The following is an 18,318-nucleotide window of genomic DNA, read 5'->3' on the forward strand; positions in this document are numbered from 1 at the left end:
TGTGGACAGGCTGTGGATAGGGTGGGTCTTCAGCGGGGAAAAGCCGGGGAAAGACCCTGGCGGCATTCGCTCAATCCGCTGATGGCTTGACGGCGAAAGAGCAGGGGCCGAAAGCGGGAACCGGCCTTCGGGCGAGATCGCGGCGGAAACAATCAGCGGGAGCATCGGCGCGATGCTCCCATTTTGTCAGCAAAACGAGGATGGCGCGTGCCCGACTGGCTCCAGCTCATGATTCAATCGCTGCCCTCGCTCCTGATTGCGGGGCTGCGCTTCACCGTGCCGCTGACGCTGCTCTCCTTCGTGCTGGGGCTGGCGCTGGGGCTGCTCACGGCGCTGGCGCGGCTCTTCGCCCCCGCACCCTTGTCGATGATCGCGCGCTTCTATGTCTGGGTCATCCGCGGCACGCCGCTGCTGGTGCAGCTCTTCGTCATCTTCTACGGTCTGCCGAGCGCCGGCATTCTGCTCGATGCCTTTCCCGCCGCGCTGATCGGCTTCACCTTGAATATCGGCGCCTATTCCTCCGAGATCATCCGCGCCGCGATCTCCTCCGTGCCGCGCGGCCAGTGGGAAGCCGCCTATTCCATCGGCATGAGCTGGTCGCAGGCCCTGCGGCGCACGATCCTGCCCCAGGCCACGCGCGTGGCCGTGCCGCCCTTGTCCAACACCTTCATCTCGCTGGTCAAGGACACCTCGCTCGCGGCCGCCATCACCGTGCCGGAACTGTTCCAGACCGCCCAGCGCATCGTCGCCGTCACCTATGAGCCGCTGATCCTCTATATCGAGGCGGCGCTGATCTATCTGGCGCTGAGTTCGATCCTCTCGTCGCTGCAGCGCCGGCTGGAGGCGCGTTTCGCCCGCTATGGCGGCTTTCTGGAGGCCCGGACATGATCACGCTTTCCGGCATCGAGAAAAGCTTCGGCGAGACGGTGGTGCTCAAGGGCATCGACGTGACCATCTCCGAGGGCAGCGTCACCGCGCTGGTCGGCCCGTCGGGCGGCGGCAAGTCCACCCTGCTTCGCTGCATCAACCTGCTGGAAGTGCCCGAGCGCGGCAGCCTGACGCTGGGCAGCGAGACCATCCGTTTCGAACCCGGCCGCCGGCCTTCCTCCGAACGCGTGCAGAAGCTGCGCCGTCAGACCGGCATGGTGTTCCAGAACTTCCAGCTCTTCCCGCACCAGACCGCCATCGGGAACGTGATGGAAGGCCTCGTCACCGTGCTCAAATGGCCGAAGGACAAGGCGCGGTTGAGGGCGATGGAACTGCTCGAAAAGGTCGGCATGGCGCATAAGGCGGAGGCCTGGCCGGCGACGCTGTCCGGCGGACAGCAGCAGCGCGTGGCGATCGCCCGTGCGCTCGCCCCTTCGCCGCGCGTGCTTCTTTGCGACGAGCCGACCTCCGCGCTCGACCCGGAACTGTCGGAAGAAGTGGTCGATGTCCTGAGCCGTCTGGCGCAGGAGGGCACCACCATGGTCATGGCCACTCACGACCTACGCCTCGCCTCGCGCGTGGCCGGCCAGGTCCTGTTCCTCGATGGCGGAACGATCGCCGAAAGCGGGCCGCCCTCTGCGATCTTCGGCGCGCCGCAGAAGGAGCGCACCAAACGCTTCATCGCCTCGCTGGGGCTGTCGCAGACGGCATGACGGCTTTTTTCCGGGAGAGCTGCGCCCGCGGTCGATGACGGCTGCGCGCCCACCGATTGCGGGCCTTTCCCTTGAACAAGGCGGAGGTCTTCAGACCCTTACCCCAATGATCGCGGCAAGGCGGCTGTGACACTGGATGCTCAGCGCAAAGCCGAGCATGACCGCGGGAGGGGAAGGATATGCATCGTCAGCCCCGCTGAAGCCACTGCATCCCCGCCCCACGTTTCCACTCGTCGTCCTGACCCTGTCGTCGTCCTCGGGCCTTGCCCGAGGACCCATCCTTTCAGGCCACGCTCTGTTACAGCGCTGTGCAAGGGCGGCGGAGCGATCCCCCGCGCCGCCCCTGTTTGCGGCCCTCAGCCGAAGACGATCAGCAGGTCCTTGCTGTCGATCTGGTCGCCGGCCTTGACCAGGACCTCGGCGATGGTGCCGTCCTTTTCCGCATGCAGCGCCGTTTCCATCTTCATGGCTTCGATGGAGAGCAGCACGTCGCCGGCCTTCACCGCCTGGCCGGTCGAGACGAAGACCGTGGAGATGACGCCGGGCATCGGCGCGCCGAGATGGGCGGCATTGCCGGCTTCGGCCTTGCGGCGGGCGATGCTGGTGGCGGCGCGGTTGCGGTCCGGCACCTTGATCAGGCGCGGCTGGCCGTTGAGCTCGAAGAACACCTTGACCATGCCCTGCTCGTCCGGCTCGCTTTTCGCCTGATGCAGGATCACCAGCGACTTGCCGCGCTCCAGCTCCGGCAGAAGCTCCTCGCCGGTCGCCAGCCCGTAGAAATAGGCCGGCGTCGGCAAGACGCTGACCGGGCCGTAGGTGTCGGCCGCCAGCGCATAGTCGGTGAAGACCTTCGGATACATCAGATAGGAGGCGAATTCGAAGTCGTTGACCGGCCGCTCCAGCTTGGTCTCGATCACCTTGCGCTCGGCATCGAGATCGGCATCCTCCAGCAGAGAGCCCGGGCGCACCGTATAGGCCGCCTCGCCCTTCAGCGCCTTCTTCTGCAGCGCCTCCGGCCAGCCACCCGGGGGCTGGCCGAGATCGCCCTTGAGCATGGAGACGACCGATTCGGGGAAGGCGATGTCCTTCTCAGGGCTTTCGACATCGGCCACCGTCAGATCCTGGCTCACCATCATCAGCGCCATGTCGCCCACCACCTTGGAGGAGGGGGTGACCTTGACGATGTCACCGAACATGCGGTTGGCGTCGGCATAGGCCTGGGCAACCTGGTGCCAGCGGGTTTCCAGGCCGAGCGAGCGGGCCTGTTCCTTGAGGTTGGTGAACTGGCCGCCCGGCATCTCATGCAGGTAGACTTCCGATGCGGGCCCCTTCAGGTCGCTCTCGAAGGCCGCATATTGATGGCGTACCGCCTCCCAGTAGAAGGAAATGCGGCGGATCCATTCAGTGTCGAGACCCGGATCGCGCTCGGAGCCCTTCAGCGCCTCGACGATCGAGCCGAGGCACGGCTGGGACGTGTTGCCGGAAAAGGCGTCCATGGCCGCATCCACCACATCCACCCCGCTTTCGACCGCGGCCAGAACGGTGGCGGCGGCGATCCCCGAGGTGTCATGAGTGTGGAAGTGGATCGGCAGGTCGGTCGCCTCGCGCAGCGCCTTGAACAGGATGCGCGCGGCGGCGGGCTTCAGCAGCCCGGCCATGTCCTTGAGCGCGATCATATGCGCGCCCGCCCGCTCCAACTCGCCGGCCAGCGCGGTGTAGTATTTCAGGTCGTATTTCGGCCGGGCGGAATTGAGGATGTCGCCGGTGTAGCAGATCGTCGCTTCGCAGATCTTGTTCTCTTCGGCCACGGCGTCCATCGAGACGCGCATGTTCTCCACCCAGTTCAGGCAGTCGAACACGCGGAAGACGTCGATACCGCCTTTGGCCGCCTGACGGACGAAGTACTTCACGACATTGTCGGGATAGTTCTTGTAGCCGACGCCGTTGGCCCCGCGCAAGAGCATCTGCAGCAGCAGGTTCGGCGCGCCCTCGCGGATGCGGGCAAGCCGATCCCACGGATCCTCGGTGAGGAAGCGCATGGAGACGTCGAAAGTGGCGCCGCCCCAGCATTCCAGCGAGAAGAGTTCCGGCAGGGCCGTCGCATAGGTACCGGCGATGCGGGCGATGTCATAGGTGCGCACGCGCGTGGCCAGAAGCGACTGGTGGCCGTCGCGCATGGTGGTGTCGGTCAGCATCACCCGCTGTTCGGCGCGCACCCATTCGGCGAATTTCTTCGGGCCGAGCGCATCGAGCTTCTGCTTGGTGCCGTCGGCAATGGCGCCTTCGACATGCGGCACCACGGGCTTGGCGATGCCCGGCACCGGGCGCGGCCGGCCCTTGGCTTCCGGATGGCCGTTGACGGTGACATCGGCCAGATAGGTCAAAAGCTTGGTGGCACGGTCCTGGCGCTTGACCTGCTGGAACAGCTCCGGCGTCGTGTCGATGAAGCGGGTGGTGTAGCTGTTGTCGCGGAACTTCGGATGGCTGATGATCGCTTCGAGGAAGGTGAGGTTGGTCGCCACGCCGCGAATGCGGAATTCGCGCAGCGCGCGCTCCATGCGGGCGATCGCCTCCGGCGGGCTCGGCGCCCAGGCGGTGACCTTGACCAGCAGCGGATCGTAGAAGCGGGTGATGACCGCGCCGGGATAGGCCGTGCCGCCATCCAGACGAATGCCGAAGCCGGCGGCCGAGCGATAGCCGGTGATGCGGCCATAGTCGGGAATGAAGTTCTGCTCGGGATCTTCGGTGGTGATGCGGCACTGCATGGCATGGCCGTTCAGCCGGATCTGCTCCTGCGGCGGCACGCCCGATTCCGGCGTGCCGATGGCAAAACCGTCGAGAATGTGGATCTGCGCCTTGACGATGTCGATGCCGGTGACGACCTCGGTGACGGTATGCTCCACCTGGATGCGCGGATTGACCTCGATGAAGTAGAACTTGCCGGTATCGGCATCCATCAGATACTCGACCGTGCCGGCACCGATATAATTGGTCGCCCTGGCGATCTTCAGCGAGTAATCGGCCAGTTCCTTGCGCTGCGCCTCGCTGAGATAGGGGGCCGGCGCGCGCTCGACGACCTTCTGGTTGCGCCGCTGGATCGAGCAGTCACGCTCGAACAGGTGCACGGCATTGCCATGGGTATCGCCGAGGATCTGGCTTTCCACGTGGCGGGCGCGCTCGACCAGCTTTTCCAGATAGACCTCGTCCTTGCCGAAGGCGGCGCGGGCCTCGCGCTTGGCCTCCGTCACCTCGCGCAGCAGGTCCTTCGGGTCGCGGATGGCGCGCATGCCGCGTCCGCCGCCGCCCCAGGAGGCCTTGAGCATCACCGGGTAGCCGATCTCCTCGGCGAGGCGATGGATCTCGGCCTCGTCTTCCGGCAGCGGATCGGTGGCGGGCACGACAGGAACGCCGACGGAGATGGCGAGATTGCGTGCGGCCACCTTGTTGCCCAGCTGGCGCATCGTGTCGGGGCGCGGGCCGATGAAGATGATGCCGGCCGCATCGCAGGCATCGACGAATTCCGGGCTTTCCGACAGCAGGCCGTAGCCCGGATGGATGGCATCGGCGCCCGACAGCTTGGCGACGCGGATGATCTCATCGATCGACAGATAGCTCTCGATCGGACCGAGATCGCGGGCAAGATGCGGGCCGCGGCCGATCAGGTAGCTCTCGTCCGCCTTGAAGCGGTGAAGCGCCAGCTTGTCCTCCTCGGCCCAGACGGCGACCGTTTTCAGGCCGAGTTCGTCGGCGGCACGAAAGACACGAATGGCGATTTCGGATCGATTGGCAACGAGGATTTTCGATATGGACAAGTCACACTCCCCCTGACGACTTGAAGAACAATCTTATTGCACTGCGATATGATGTGTTAGCGCGGTTTTGGGCCAACTGCAATTTCGCTGAAGCCGGCAAAGGGCGGCTCGATGCAAATATCCTGTCGGCTGCTCTGGCCTGCCTCTCGTTTTGCCGTCGCCCGTCAGGTCAAAAGGCCGAGCCGGAAGGCCCGGGCGACGGCGTGGTGCCGGTTTCGCGCCTGGAGCTTCATCTGCAGCCGGTTGACGTACCAGTCCACTGTATGCACCGAGATCGACATGCGCTGGCTGATTTCGGCCGAGGTCATGCCGTCTGCGAGATAGTGCAGCGTTTCCTCCTCGCGCTGCGTCAGCGCCACCGCGGGTACGGCCGCGGCCTCCTCCGGCGCCTGCAGGCGCCAGAATAGCTTGCGCGCGAGCGTCTCGAACAGTGCGATCTCCACCGGGCCGAGATCCACGGGTTTGCCGCCGAGAACCAGGCCGCCGACCAGGCCGCGCGCGCTATGGATCGGGAAAGCATAACCGTCCGCCATTCCCCGCGCACGTGCTTCGCCGAGCATGCGGTCGATTCGCCGTCGCAAAGCAGCGCTGACGGAGGCGGTCATGGTATCGCGCCAGCGAAAGCCCAGGCTGCGCGAGCCGATCTGCAGAAACACGGGGTCGATCAGCCGATAGCTGCGCTCCGCATAGGTCTTCTGCCATCCGTCCGGCCAGCGCTCTGTCAGCGCCGTCAGCGAGGTCCTTGTGGTGATCCCGTCCGGCTGGCTGCGCTGGTAAAGCGCATAATAGCGCAGGTCATAATGCTCGATCAGTCGCTCAAACTCCCGGATGACGGCGCGCGCATCCTGAAACTCGTCGACCAATGCAAGCATATGAATGACCAGAGAAATTTTCAATTCCAGGCTCCGCGGGGATCATGACGGACGGTGGGTGGCGAGCGGCGGCCCGGGCGGCCTTTTGCCCGGTGCACCTGTTCGGGGAGGGTGGCGGGCCGGCGTGGGACGGCCTTGCCTTCAAGGGTTTTAGGCCATCGCCGAAATCTCTCGGGTTTCAGGATCCTGCGGCGCCATCATGCGCTGCCGCAGCTTAAATTTCTTTTCGTGCGGCGCAGTATGAACGTCCTGTTCAGCGCCCATTCATGTTGCAAGCGCGATAGTCCCGTCATCCGATGAGGATTGATGACGACCGAACGGTTCGCATCGAAGGGAGAGCTGCCCGCACCAGGGCCCTAACGGCAATATCTGTTAGACCGGGCTTTAACATAGGGTTGCATTCTTCTTCGAGAGCAAATTTTTGTGACGGCCGTTTTTTGATCCCCATCTCCTTTCCAGACCGGGCCTTAGGCCCTTTTCGGGCGCAGGTCGCCCGAGAGCAAAAAGCCCGGCCTGCTTGCAATTGACCCGCTCCAACAGGATCGATGAACGATTCCGAAGGCGCGCACAGGTTCCACGAGGACAAGACAGTGACATTGTTCCAGGTCTATATCCGGGCGCTGCGGTATCTCGGCGTACACAAGGTTCGCGTCAGCGCGATCGTGCTGGCCAACATCGTGCTGGCCGGCATCACGATCGCAGAACCGATCCTGTTCGGCCGCATCATCGACGCGATCACCAACAAGACGACGGTAACGCCGATGCTCCTGATGTGGGCGGGCCTGGGTCTGTTCAACACGATCGCCTTCGTTCTGGTCGCCCGCGAGGCGGACCGGCTGGCGCATGTGCGCCGCTCGACGCTGGTGACCGAAGCCTTCGGTCGCATCATCTCCATGCCGCTGTCCTGGCATAGCCAGCGCGGCACCTCGAGCGCGCTGCACACGCTGCTTCGGGCCTGCGAGACGCTGTTCGGCCTGTGGCTGGAATTCATGCGTCAGCACCTGTCGACCGCCGTCGCGCTGATCCTGCTGGTTCCGACCGCTTTTGCGATGGATTACCGCCTGTCGCTGGTGCTGGTCGTTCTCGGTGCGCTTTATGTCGTCATCGGCAAGGTGGTGATGAACCGCACCAAGGAAGGTCAGGCTGCGGTCGAGGAGCACTATCACACGGTCTTCGGCCATGTGTCGGACTCCATCAGCAACGTCTCGGTCATCCATAGCTATAACCGCATCGAAGCCGAAACCCGCGAGCTGAAGACCTTCACGCAGAAGCTGATCTCGGCCCAGCTGCCGGTTCTCGACTGGTGGGCGCTGGCAAGCGGCCTTAACCGCATGGCCTCCACCATCTCGATGATGGTCATCTTGGTGATCGGTACCTATCTCGTGCAGAAGGGCGAACTGGCCATCGGCGACGTCATTGCCTTCATCGGCTTTGCCACGCTGCTCATCGGCCGCCTCGACCAGATGAAGGCTTTCGTGACGCAGATCTTCGAGGCCCGCGCCAAGCTGGAAGACTTCTTCGGCCTGGAAGATTCGGTGCGCGACCGTGAAGAGCCGGATACGGCCGGCGAACTGGGTGCCGTGAAGGGCGAGGTCGAATTCCGCGACATCTCTTTCAGCTTCCCGAACTCGACCGAAGGCCTGCACAACGTCTCGTTCACGGCCAAGGCCGGCCAGACCATCGCCATCGTCGGTCCGACCGGCGCCGGCAAGACCACGCTGGTCAACCTGCTTCAGCGCGTTCATGAGCCGAGCGCCGGCAAGATCCTGGTCGATGGCGTCGATATCGCCTCGGTGACCCGCAAGTCGCTGCGCTCTTCGATTGCCACGGTCTTCCAGGATGCCGGCCTGCTCAATCGATCGATCGCGGACAATATCCGCCTCGGCCGGGACGATGCCTCGATCGACGAGGTGCGCGACGCCGCTGCCGCCGCTGCAGCCGCCGACTTCATCGACGCCCGCAACACGGGCTTCGACACCAAGGTCGGCGAGCGGGGCAACCGCCTGTCGGGCGGCGAGCGCCAGCGCATCGCCATCGCCCGGGCGATCCTGAAGAATGCACCGATCCTGGTGCTGGACGAAGCCACCTCCGCGCTCGACGTGGAGACGGAAAACCGGGTGAAGGAAGCGATCGACAATCTGCGCAAGGATCGCACCACCTTCATCATTGCGCACCGCCTGTCGACGGTTCGCGAGGCCGATCTGGTCCTGTTCATGGATCGTGGCCGGATCGTGGAAATGGGCGGGTTCAACGAACTCAGCCAGTCCAACGGTCGCTTCGCCGCCCTCCTGCGGGCCAGCGGCATCCTGACGGACGACGACGTCCGCCGCGCCCAGACGGCCGCCTGACGCCGAGGCCCTGACAAGACAAAAGCCCTCCGGCCGAAAGGCCGGGGGGCTTTGTCGTCTCGGGGGAAGGAAGGTGTCAGGGGAAAGCTGGCCGATTCACAGTGACGGCTTTCAATAATCGGCCAGCGGCCCGTGCGTGTGATCGCGGGCGGCGAGCGTCTCGATCACCTTGCACTGCGCCACCGAGCCATGGGCGCAGGCTTCCACCATGCGCTCCAGCTCAGCCTTCAGCGCCTGAAGATTGGCGATGCGCTGCTCCACCTCCTTCAGCCGCGCGCGGGCGATGGCATCGGCCTCGTGGCAGGTCTGCTGCGGCCTGTCCTGCAGCGACAGGAGCGTGCGGATCGCTTTCAGATCGAAGCCGAGCTCGCGGGCATGGCGGATGAAGGCCAGCCGGTCGGCCTCGGCGGGGCCATAGAGCCGCTGGCCGCCATCGCTGCGCGCCGCCTCGGGCAGAAGCCCCACCTGTTCGTAATAGCGGATCGTCGGCACCTTCACCCCCGTCCGCTTCGACAGCCATCCGATCGTCGCCTCGACCGCCATGATCCTTCTCCGTTCCGCTTCTGTTATCCCCTTTCATATAGGGCCAAGCCGGCGGCGGCGATGGGCTCGTTTTCCGACCAGCGGTTGCGGGTGGTTCCTGCTCGCTGCGGCCCTTGGCGGAAAAGGCGGTGCGGCGCTATCAGCACTCATCGAAACATGCTGATAACATATTGTATTGATGAGATTTTTCCGGAAAAATGACAATTTGAAACTTGATCTGGCGAAGGAATTCGCCGACCATCGGTCCGTTGTTGAGCCACGGGAGATGAAGACAGAATGCGCTTTTCGTCCGAACTGGAGTGCCAGCTGGCCGGCTATGGCCTGACCACAGCCCACATCCTCTACCGCATGCCGGATTTCACTTCGGTGCTGCAGACCTATGTCTGGCAGGATTACGATCTGGCGCCGGATTTTCCTGAAATGAGCCGCTTCCTCGCCTTCTGGCAGCGCACGCTGGACGGGCCGATCCATTCTGTGCGCTACAGCCACAAGCGGCTGATCGGCCCGAACGAATGGCGCCAGGTAAAGGGCGAGATCGTCCTGCATTGACCACGCCTTTGTGACCGAAACGAAAGAAGCGCGCGGAGCCTTGATGCTCCACGCGCTTCCTCTGCTCGAACAGTATTGGTCTCAGTCCTCGCTGGCGGCGAGCTGGGAGAGGACCTGGCCCTTGCCACGGGCGCGCAGCACCGCCGGCACGATCAATGCAAGCGCCGCGATCGCCAGAAGAACGGCGGCGATCGGCGAGGTGAAGAGCACGCTCGGGTCGCCCTGGCTGATGGCGAGCGCGCGGCGCAGCTGCTGCTCGGCCAGCGGCCCGAGGATGAGGCCGACGACGACGGGGGCGATCGGATAGCCGAACACCCGCATGAGATAGCCCATCAGGCCGAAGGCCAGCAGCATGCCCAGCTCGAACACCGAGGGGTTGGCGCCGATAGTGCCGAGCGTGGCGAAGGTCAGGATGCCGGCATAGAGCCAAGGGCGCGGAATGGTCAGCAGCTTCACCCAGAGGCCGACCAGCGGCAGGTTCAGCACGAGCAGCATGAAATTAGCGATCAGCAGCGAGGCGATCAGGCCCCAGACGAGCTGCGGATTGGTGGCGAACAGCAGCGGCCCGGGCTGCAGGCCATATTGCTGGAAACCGGCCAGCATGATCGCCGCGGTCGCCGTGGTCGGCAGGCCGAGCGTCAGAAGCGGCACCAGCGTGCCGGCTGCGGACGCATTGTTGGCGGCTTCTGGACCGGCCACGCCCTCGATGGCGCCATGGCCGAATTCTTCCGGATGCTTGGTCAGGCGCTTTTCGGTCGCATAGGAGAGGAAGGTGCCGATCTCGGCGCCGCCGGCCGGCATGGCGCCGATGGGGAAGCCGATCACGGTGCCGCGCAGCCAGGGCTTCCAGGAGCGCGCCCAGTCCTGTCCCGTCATCCAGACCGAGCCGCGCACGGCCTCGACCTTGTCCGGCCCCTGCTCGCCCTGGGCGGCGATATAGAGCGTCTCGCCGATGGCGAACATGGCGACCGCGAGCGTCGTCACCTCGACGCCATCGAGCAGGTCGGGCACGCCGAAGCTCATGCGCGTCTGGCCGGTCAGCTGGTCGATGCCGATGATGGCGAGCGCGAAGCCGAGGAACAGCGAGGTCAGCCCGCGCAGCGTCGAATCACCGAAGGCCGAGGAGACGGTGACGAAGGCCAGCACCATCAGCGCGAAATATTCGCGCGGCCCGAAGACCAGCGCCAGCTTGACGATGGCGGGCGCGATGAAGGCGAGCCCGATCGTGGCGATCAGCCCGGCGACGAAGGAGCCGATGGCGGCGGTGGCCAGCGCCGGCCCGCCGCGCCCGGCCCGCGCCATCTTGTTCCCTTCGAGCGCGGTCACGATCGAGGAACTTTCCCCCGGCGTGTTGAGCAGGATCGAGGTGGTCGAGCCGCCATACATGCCGCCATAATAGATGCCGGCGAACATGATCAGCGAGCCGCCGGGATCGAGCCGGTAGGTGACCGGCAAGAGCAGCGCAACGGTCAGCGCCGGGCCGATGCCCGGCAGTACGCCGACGGCGGTGCCGAGCGTCACGCCGATCAGCGCATAGATCAGGTTCATCGGCTGCATGGCGACCAGAAGGCCCTGCAGAAGAAAATCGAAGGTGCTCATCGCTTGAACCCTCTAGGCGCGCGCGACGCCAGCGGCGGCGGAGCCGGCCGGTGCAGAAACGCGGAAAATGGATGGGAAGGGCTGCCGGCGGGCGCATTGCGGCCCGCCGGAGACCGGGAGGATCGGCCGGAGCCGTCACCGTCAGCGGCGCAGGAGATGCTCCAGCGGGCCGGCCGGCAGCGACAGCTGCAGCAGACCGGCAAAGAGCAGCCAGATCGCCAGACAGAGAAGGATGCCGAGCGGGATCGTCACATGGAGCTTGCGCTTGCCGAAGGCGGCGGCCGTCATGGCGAAGAGCAGGCCGGTGGCGATCGAAAAGCCGAGCGTCTTCAGGCACAGCATCTGCAACACGAGCCCGCCGACTACCCAGGCGACCGGGCCGATTTCCTGCCGCTCGCGCCGGGGAAAGTCCCCCGCCCTTGCGGCCACCGCCGTCCACACCGCCAGGCCGAGCAGGCAGGCGGCGATGACGGTCGGAATGGTCGCGGGGCCGACGCGCGAATAGCTGGCCACCGCCTGGAGACGCGAGGCGTCCCAGAAGATCAGCGCCGAGAGCGCCGCCAGGAACAGGGCGATGCCGAAGGCGGCCTTGTCCGCCTTGGCGCGCGTGGAAGGGATGGCGTTACCGCTCATTGAACCAGACCGATGTCTTTGAGAATGGTTTCGGTGGCGGCGATATCCTTGTCGAGCTGCTCCTTGAAGGCCTCGCCCGCCAGATAGGTGTCCTGCCAGCCCTTGGTCTTCAGCACTTCGGCCCATTGCGGCGACTTGGCGAGCTTCTCGACATCGGCCGAAACGGCGGCCTTCTGCTCGGCCGAAAGGCCGGGGGCGGCGGCGACCATGCGCCAGTTCTGCACGGCGATGTCGAGGCCGGCTTCCTTCAGCGTCGGCGCATCCACGCCGGGCAGGCGCTCGGCCGAGGAGACGGCGAGAAGGCGCAGCGTGCCGGACTTGATCTGCGATTCGAATTCGCCATAGCCGGAAATGCCGGCGGTCACCTGCGCGCCGAGAATGGCGGCCAGCGCCTCGCCGCCACCGGAGAAGGCGATGTAGTTGATGGCCTTGGGATCGACGCCGGCCGCCTTGGCGATCAGGCCGGCCATGATGTGGTCCGTGCCGCCGGCCGAGCCGCCGCCCCAGGAGACGGCGCCGGGGTTCTTCTTCAGTTCGGCGACGAGGTCGGCCATGGTCTGGATCGGCGAGGAGGCCGGAACGACGATGGCTTCATATTCGCCGGTCAGCCGGGCGATCGGCTCCACATCGCGCAGCGTCACGGGCGAGTGGTTGGTGAGGATGGCGCCGACCATGACATAGCCGCCGACGAGCAGCGTGTTGGGATTGCCCTGGCCCTGGCTGGAGAACTGGGCCAGCCCGATCGTGCCGCCGGCGCCGGGAACGTTCTGCACCTGGACATTGCCGGAAATGCCGGCCTGCTGCATCACCTGCTGCATCGAGCGGGCCGTCTGGTCCCAGCCGCCGCCGGGATTGGCCGGGGCGATGATGGTGTAGTCGGCCGCAAAGGCGGGAAGGGCGAGCGCAGCGCTCAGGAAGGTCGTCATCAGAAAATGCTTCACGGGGTGCTCCTCCAGCGGCTTGTCCACATGGTCGCGTTGATGCGCCTGCGGTGCCGGTTTCAATCGATTGAAGCGGGAAGGGAGCCTGAAGACCCGTTGCGCCCTTTTCGGCGCAGGCCTTCGTCATCGTGGCGTCTCCTCCCTGCCGTCCCGTCCGCCGCCTCCACGGTGGTCGAGAGCTGCAAGGCACCACAGCAAGCTGACATTTACCTGACATAAAGGATGAGAAATGGCGCAGGCGGGCAAAGTGGCCGCGCAAGATCGGCGGATGCAACGTGACAGATCGGGGGATCTGCCAGAAAGCCGTGTCCTCTCGCGCGGATCGATGCGCTACTGCAGCCGCAGCATTTCGTTCCACCGGGCGATCACCCGGGCGCGCTTGACCCGGTCGAGATAGACCACAAGCCCCGGACTGACCGGAACGGGACGCAGCTGCTGGGCGAGCGCGCCGGTGAAGACCCCGCCCGGCTCCTCCGCCGGTGTCTGGGCGGCGTTGACGGCCGGCACGTGCAGCTCCCGCGCCATGATCGTCTGGCCCGGCTGCGACATGAAGAAGGCGAGATAGCGCTTGCCGAGATCCGGCCGCGCGGCCGCCTGCGGCACGAGGCCGATGCGCGACATCACCACCGTATAATCCTTGGGCAGGACGATGCCGACCTCGGGATGGCGCGCGGCCCATTCGGCGGCATAGGAGCCGAGAATATTGTAGCCGATGACGAAGCGGCCATCGGTGATGCGCTCAAGGATTGCGGTGCTGGTGGAATAGAGTTTCACCCCTGCCTTGCCCATGGCGCGCACCACCGACCAGATATCGCCGAACTGTTCCTGGTCGCGGGCCATGAACAGGAAGCCGACGCCGGAGCGTTCGATGTCATAGGTGCCGATGCGGCCATGGACGGTGTCGCCATGGCGTTCGAGATAGGCGACGAACTGCGCCCGCGTGGCCGGCGGCGGCTCGGTGGTGAAACTCGGCTTGTGATAGACGAAGACGGCGGGCTCGAAGGTCAGCGCATAAGCCGTGTTGCGCCAATTGGCCCAGCCCGGCCAGCTGGCGCTGAGCGGCAGGTCGCTCGCCTGGGCATAACCGTCATTGGCGAGCTTCACCTGCAGGTCCATGGCCGAGGAAAAGGCGAAGTCCGCCGTGGTCTGGCCGGCATCGGTCTCGCGCATGATGCGCTCGTGGATCTCGCCCGTCAGCATGTCCTCGTAGCGCACGGCCACATCGGGATTGGCCGACTGGAAGCCCGCGATCATCGGCTGGGCCAGCCCCTCGTCCAGCGAGGAATAGATGGTCAGCACCGGCGCATCGGCGCGCCCATTGGCGGCGGGAAACAGAACGGGGGCCGCGCCGGCCGGGCCGGACAGGAGCAGGAAAAGGGCGGCGAGGCGGAGCATGGCGTCATTCTGCCCGAGCCTGCCCGGCCCGGCAAGGCCATGCCCGTTGCCGCCAGGGGCGACAAAGGCCCGACGGGGCCGCTCCAGCCGTTTCGCCCGCCGCCTCTGTCGGCTATAACTGACCTGGAATGGCCCTCGCGAGACGCAGACGCGGGTGGCCCGGGAGGGAAAGACAAGGTGCGCATTCTCCTGGTGGAGGACAACAGGGCGCTGTCGGAAGGCCTGTCGGCCATCCTGCGCGGCTCCGGCTATGCCGTGGATCTCGTCGCCGACGGCGTGTCGGCCGATGCGGCGGCGGCGGCGGAAAGTTTCGATCTGATCATCCTCGACCTGACCCTGCCGGAGATGGACGGGCTCGACGTTTTGAAATCGCTGCGCGCCCGACAGAACAAGGCGGCGGTGATGATCCTGACCGCGCGCGGCAGCGCGGAGGAAAAGGTGCGCGGGCTCGATCTTGGCGCCGACGACTACATGATCAAGCCCTTCGACATCGGCGAGTTCGAGGCGCGGGTGCGCATGCTGCTGCGCCGGCAGGCGGGCCTGCGCACCTCCAGCATCACCTATGGTCCCGTGGCCTTTGACATGACCTCGCGCAGCTTCTCCGCCGAGGGTGCGCCGCTCGACATTCCCGCCCGCGAGGTGGGCCTGCTCGAAATGCTGTTCATGCGCGCCGGCAAGGTGGTGCCCAAGGAGGCGATCATGCAGTCGCTCGCCGCCTTCGACGACGACCTCAGCGCCAACGCCATCGAGCAATATGTGAGCCGGCTACGAAAGCGACTGTCCCCCCACGGCCTGACGGTGAAGACCGCGCGCGGCATCGGCTATTATCTGGTGAAGACCAGCGAGGCGCCATGAGCGCGGCGCCGGTGGCAGACGAGGCGGGAGAGGCAAAGGCGGAGGCGGGCGCATGGTCCGGCGCTGCCAGACCCAGCGTCGCGAGGCCAAGACCCTATTCGCTGCGCCGGCGGCTGCTCGGCGGGCTTTTGATGGCCACGGCGGCGATTGGCGTGGCCGCACTGGCCGATACCTATAGCGAGGCGGTGAAGACGGCGGCGACCGTATCCGACCGGGTTCTGGCCGGTTCGGCGCTGGCGATCGCCGACCGCGTGGTGGTGGCCGAGGACGGCTCGCTCGATGTCGACGTGCCCTATGTTGCGCTGGAGATGCTGACCTCGGCGGCGCAGGACCGGGTGTTCTACCGGGTGGAAGGTCCGCCCGGCCATTTCATCACCGGCTACGAGAGCCTGCCTTCGGTGGGCGACATGGCCGGGCGCACCGCCGTCTATGCCGATGGCGAATTCCGCGGCGAGCCGATTCGGCTGGCGGCGCTGGAGCGCTCCGCCTCCACCGGCGTCTCCTCCGTGCCCTTCGTCGTCACCGTGGCCGAAACCACCATCGCCCGCCAGCAGCTGGCGGAGGCGCTGCTCTTGCGCTCGGCGATCCGGCTGGGTCTGACCATTCTGGCGGCGGCGGCCGTCGTCTGGCTCGCCGTCACCGTCTCGCTGCGGCCGCTGACGCGGCTTTCCGAGGCGATCGGCGCGCGCAATCCCGACGATCTTCAGCCGATCGACCCCGTGGTGCCGCGCGAGATCCGCCGGCTGGTGGATACGGTCAACGGCTTCATGGTGCGGCTGAAGGCGGCTCTGGACGCGCTGCGCCGGTTCAACGGCAATGCCAGCCACCAGCTGCGCACGCCGCTGGCCATCGTGCGCACCCAGCTGGCGCTCGCTGCCCGGGCGCAGGATCTGGGCGAGGCGAAGGCGGCGGCCCAGCGCGCCGATGCCGCCGTCGCCCATGCCGAGCGCATCCTGGCCCAGCTGCTGCTGCTCGCCAAGATCGACGCCGCCGGTTCCGAAATGCCGCCGCAGCCCGTGCGCCTGGATCTGACCCGGCTGGCCCAGGAGCTGACGGCCGACCACGTGCCGCGCGCGAGCGACGCGGGCATCGACCTCGGCTTCGAGGGGGAGGCGGGGGTCATGCTTTCGGCCGAGCCGATCCTTGTCGGCGAGCTTCTGCGCAATCTCGTGGAAAATGCGCTGGCCTATGCCGGTGCCGGCGCTGAGGTGACGGTGCGGGTGGGCGAGGGAACGGACGGCGTGTTTCTCGAGGTGGAGGACAATGGGCCCGGCATTGCGCCGGAGCGGCTCGCTAGCCTGCGCCAGCGCTTCGTGCGCGGCAGCGAGGCGGCGCCGGGCCTCGGCCTCGGTCTTTCCATCGTCGAGGAGATCGCCGCGCGCTTTTCAGGCCGGCTGATCCTGCGCCCCGGCGCCGGCGGGTGCGGGCTCAAGGCGCGGGTGGTCTTTGCGGGCCAGGGGGCCGATCCGGTCGAGCTTCACGCGCCCGCTGCGGCCCCGGCCTGACCGGCTCTTGCCGCTGATCGATCAGCGGGCGGAATTGTCCGCATCACAAGTTTTCGTTGGGCGGCGGGCGGCAAAGGGATTAGGTCATCGGCTCCCTTTTCCCCCTTCGACCGAGGGCCTGGCGCGCGTGAGGGATGCGGCCGGCCTTCTGGAGACCCTGCCATGTTCGTCACCCCGGCGCTGCTCAGCCATCTCAAGCATCCCGCGCTGATCGAGGCGGCGGTGGCCGCTCTGCCGCCTTTTGCCTCCAGTTTCGATGTGCTGGACCCCGCGACCGGCGATCTGCTCGCGACCCTGCCGGATATGGGGGCGGCGGGGGCGGAAGCCGCCGTGGCCAAGGCATCGGCCGCGCAAGCGGACTGGGCCGGGCAGACGGCGGGTGCGCGCAGCCGGATTCTCCGGCGCTGGTACGAGCTGATCCTTGCCCATGCCGAGGATATCGCCGCCATCCTGACGGCCGAGATGGGCAAGCCGCTCGCCGAATCGGCCTCCGAGGTCGCCCATGCCGCGGCCTATGTCGAATGGTATGCCGAGGAGGCCAAGCGCATCTATGGCGAAACCTTTCCCGCTCCCGGCAACGACCGGCGCATGCTGGTGATCAAGCAGCCCGTCGGCGTCACCGGCACGATCACGCCCTGGAATTTCCCGGCCTCGATGGTGGCGCGCAAGGTCTCGCCGGCGCTGGCGGTGGGCTGCACCATCGTGCTGAAACCGGCCGAGCAGACGCCGCTGGTGGCGCTGGCCCTGCATGCGCTGGCGCGTGAAGCGGGCTTTCCCGAGGGGGTGTTCAATCTGGTCCTGTCGTCGGAGGGCGAGCCGGTGGGCCGCGTGCTCTGCAGCCATCCGAAGGTGCGCAAGATCTCCTTTACCGGCTCGACCGAGGTGGGGCGGCACCTGATGCGCCAATGCGCCGACCAGATCAAGAAGATGAGCCTGGAACTCGGCGGCCACGCGCCCTTCATCGTCTTTGCCGATGCCGATCTCGATGCGGCGGTCGATGGCGCGATCCAGGCCAAGTTCCGCAATGGCGGCCAGACCTGCGTTTCGGCCAATCGCCTCTTCGTCGAAGCGCCGGTCTATGACGCCTTCGTCGAACGCTTCGCCGCCGCCACGCGCCTGCTCAAGGTCGGTAATGGTTTCGATCCCGGCACGGCGATCGGCCCGCTGATCGACCGCGCGGCCTTCAACAAGGTGGCAGCCCATGTGGACGAGGCGCTGGCCGACGGCGCGCGGCTGATGGCGGGCGGACAGAGGGTCGGCGATGAGGGCACTTTCTACGCCCCGACGGTCCTGAGCGCGGTGACGCCGGCCATGCGGGTGGCGCGCGAGGAGACCTTCGGCCCCGTCGCCCCGATCCTGCGCTTCGACGACCCCGCCGAAGTGGTCGCCATGGCCAATGAAACCGAATACGGCCTTGCCGCCTATTTCTACGCCACCGAGCTGAAGAAGGTCTGGCGCGTGGCCGAGGCGCTGGATTACGGCATGGTCGGCATCAATACCGGACGCATGTCCTCGGAAGCTGCACCCTTCGGCGGCGTCAAGCAATCCGGCATGGGCCGGGAAGGGTCTCGCCACGGGGCGGAGGAGTATCTCGACATGAAATATCTCTGCATGGGGAATATTTGA

The 18,318-nt window shown here is 66.1% G+C and carries 14 protein-coding genes; 7 read left to right on the forward strand and 7 right to left on the reverse strand.

From position 1 onward, the window contains the following. The first annotated feature begins 207 nt into the window (after window positions 1–207). Window positions 208–888, forward strand: a complete 681-nt coding sequence (locus tag BJF92_RS07375; RefSeq protein WP_075634116.1) for an ABC transporter permease subunit — start codon at window positions 208–210, stop codon at window positions 886–888. Beyond that, a complete protein-coding gene (locus BJF92_RS07380; protein ID WP_075634117.1) occupies window positions 885–1,640 on the forward strand; it encodes an amino acid ABC transporter ATP-binding protein in 756 nt (251 codons plus the stop codon). The genes BJF92_RS07375 and BJF92_RS07380 overlap by 4 nt, the downstream gene beginning before the upstream one ends. A gap of 356 nt (window positions 1,641–1,996) precedes the next feature. On the opposite strand, the gene pyc is transcribed toward BJF92_RS07380, so the two are convergent. Both pyc and BJF92_RS07390 read right to left on the reverse strand, forming a co-directional pair. Beyond that, entirely contained in the window at window positions 1,997–5,452 is a 3,456-nt protein-coding gene (pyc, locus tag BJF92_RS07385; RefSeq protein WP_075634118.1) for a pyruvate carboxylase, read from the reverse strand. Window positions 5,453–5,616: 164 nt separating this feature from the next. Continuing rightward, window positions 5,617–6,324: a helix-turn-helix transcriptional regulator gene (locus BJF92_RS07390; RefSeq protein WP_143523965.1), complete on the reverse strand. Its 708-nt coding sequence runs from the start codon at window positions 6,322–6,324 to the stop codon at window positions 5,617–5,619. Window positions 6,325–6,914: 590 nt separating this feature from the next. On the opposite strand from BJF92_RS07390, the gene BJF92_RS07395 reads away from it, so the two are divergent. Then, window positions 6,915–8,672, forward strand: coding sequence for a glucan ABC transporter ATP-binding protein/ permease (locus tag BJF92_RS07395; RefSeq protein ID WP_075634294.1), 1,758 nt, complete (start codon window positions 6,915–6,917; stop codon window positions 8,670–8,672). A 111-nt stretch (window positions 8,673–8,783) separates the two neighbouring features. Here the strand turns inward: BJF92_RS07395 and BJF92_RS07400 are convergent, their stop codons facing one another. Continuing rightward, window positions 8,784–9,215, reverse strand: a complete 432-nt coding sequence (locus BJF92_RS07400) for a MerR family transcriptional regulator (RefSeq protein ID WP_075634120.1) — start codon at window positions 9,213–9,215, stop codon at window positions 8,784–8,786. A 276-nt stretch (window positions 9,216–9,491) separates the two neighbouring features. On the opposite strand from BJF92_RS07400, the gene BJF92_RS07405 reads away from it, so the two are divergent. Next, on the forward strand, window positions 9,492–9,764 hold the full coding sequence (locus BJF92_RS07405) for an usg protein (RefSeq protein WP_075634121.1): 273 nt from the start codon (window positions 9,492–9,494) through the stop codon (window positions 9,762–9,764). A gap of 81 nt (window positions 9,765–9,845) precedes the next feature. Here BJF92_RS07405 and BJF92_RS07410 read toward each other — a convergent pair whose 3' ends face one another. From BJF92_RS07410 to BJF92_RS07425, 4 genes are all read right to left on the reverse strand, one after another. Next, complete coding sequence (locus BJF92_RS07410) at window positions 9,846–11,363, reverse strand: tripartite tricarboxylate transporter permease (protein ID WP_075634122.1); 1,518 nt, start codon at window positions 11,361–11,363, stop codon at window positions 9,846–9,848. Window positions 11,364–11,504: 141 nt separating this feature from the next. Continuing rightward, window positions 11,505–11,996, reverse strand: coding sequence for a tripartite tricarboxylate transporter TctB family protein (locus BJF92_RS07415; protein ID WP_075634123.1), 492 nt, complete (start codon window positions 11,994–11,996; stop codon window positions 11,505–11,507). Beyond that, window positions 11,993–12,922: a tripartite tricarboxylate transporter substrate binding protein gene (locus tag BJF92_RS07420; RefSeq protein ID WP_425356459.1), complete on the reverse strand. Its 930-nt coding sequence runs from the start codon at window positions 12,920–12,922 to the stop codon at window positions 11,993–11,995. Before BJF92_RS07420 ends, BJF92_RS07415 begins: the two co-directional genes overlap by 4 nt. Window positions 12,923–13,267: 345 nt before the next feature. Next, window positions 13,268–14,332: an ABC transporter substrate-binding protein gene (locus BJF92_RS07425; protein WP_075634124.1), complete on the reverse strand. Its 1,065-nt coding sequence runs from the start codon at window positions 14,330–14,332 to the stop codon at window positions 13,268–13,270. 177 nt (window positions 14,333–14,509) lie between these two features. Between BJF92_RS07425 and BJF92_RS07430 the strand changes: the two genes are divergently transcribed. The 3 genes from BJF92_RS07430 to BJF92_RS07440 all read left to right on the forward strand — a co-directional run bounded on the left by BJF92_RS07430 (window position 14,510) and on the right by BJF92_RS07440 (window position 18,318). Further along, the gene (locus tag BJF92_RS07430) at window positions 14,510–15,187 is read left to right on the forward strand and encodes a response regulator (RefSeq protein ID WP_075634125.1); all 678 of its coding nucleotides are present in this window, start codon (window positions 14,510–14,512) and stop codon (window positions 15,185–15,187) included. A 131-nt stretch (window positions 15,188–15,318) separates the two neighbouring features. Then, a complete protein-coding gene (locus BJF92_RS07435) occupies window positions 15,319–16,692 on the forward strand; it encodes a sensor histidine kinase (RefSeq protein WP_075634296.1) in 1,374 nt (457 codons plus the stop codon). A 162-nt stretch (window positions 16,693–16,854) separates the two neighbouring features. Beyond that, the gene (locus BJF92_RS07440; protein ID WP_075634126.1) at window positions 16,855–18,318 is read left to right on the forward strand and encodes an NAD-dependent succinate-semialdehyde dehydrogenase; all 1,464 of its coding nucleotides are present in this window, start codon (window positions 16,855–16,857) and stop codon (window positions 18,316–18,318) included.

This window comes from Xaviernesmea rhizosphaerae (assembly GCF_001938945.1).
Lineage (GTDB): Bacteria > Pseudomonadota > Alphaproteobacteria > Rhizobiales > Rhizobiaceae > Xaviernesmea > Xaviernesmea rhizosphaerae.

What these genes read in the sequence shown, in the direction of transcription:
- BJF92_RS07380 (WP_075634117.1), top strand. Translation starts at nt 885, where the DNA reads ATGATCACGCTTTCCGGCATCGAGAAAAGCTTCGGCGAGACGGTGGTG.
- BJF92_RS07390 (WP_143523965.1), bottom strand. Translation starts at nt 6,324, where the DNA reads ATGCTTGCATTGGTCGACGAGTTTCAGGATGCGCGCGCCGTCATCCGG.
- BJF92_RS07400 (WP_075634120.1), bottom strand. Translation starts at nt 9,215, where the DNA reads ATGGCGGTCGAGGCGACGATCGGATGGCTGTCGAAGCGGACGGGGGTG.
- BJF92_RS07405 (WP_075634121.1), top strand. Translation starts at nt 9,492, where the DNA reads ATGCGCTTTTCGTCCGAACTGGAGTGCCAGCTGGCCGGCTATGGCCTG.
- BJF92_RS07410 (WP_075634122.1), bottom strand. Translation starts at nt 11,363, where the DNA reads ATGAGCACCTTCGATTTTCTTCTGCAGGGCCTTCTGGTCGCCATGCAG.
- BJF92_RS07415 (WP_075634123.1), bottom strand. Translation starts at nt 11,996, where the DNA reads ATGAGCGGTAACGCCATCCCTTCCACGCGCGCCAAGGCGGACAAGGCC.
- BJF92_RS07420 (WP_425356459.1), bottom strand. Translation starts at nt 12,922, where the DNA reads ATGACGACCTTCCTGAGCGCTGCGCTCGCCCTTCCCGCCTTTGCGGCC.
- BJF92_RS07425 (WP_075634124.1), bottom strand. Translation starts at nt 14,332, where the DNA reads ATGCTCCGCCTCGCCGCCCTTTTCCTGCTCCTGTCCGGCCCGGCCGGC.
- BJF92_RS07435 (WP_075634296.1), top strand. Translation starts at nt 15,319, where the DNA reads ATGGCCACGGCGGCGATTGGCGTGGCCGCACTGGCCGATACCTATAGC.
- BJF92_RS07440 (WP_075634126.1), top strand. Translation starts at nt 16,855, where the DNA reads ATGTTCGTCACCCCGGCGCTGCTCAGCCATCTCAAGCATCCCGCGCTG.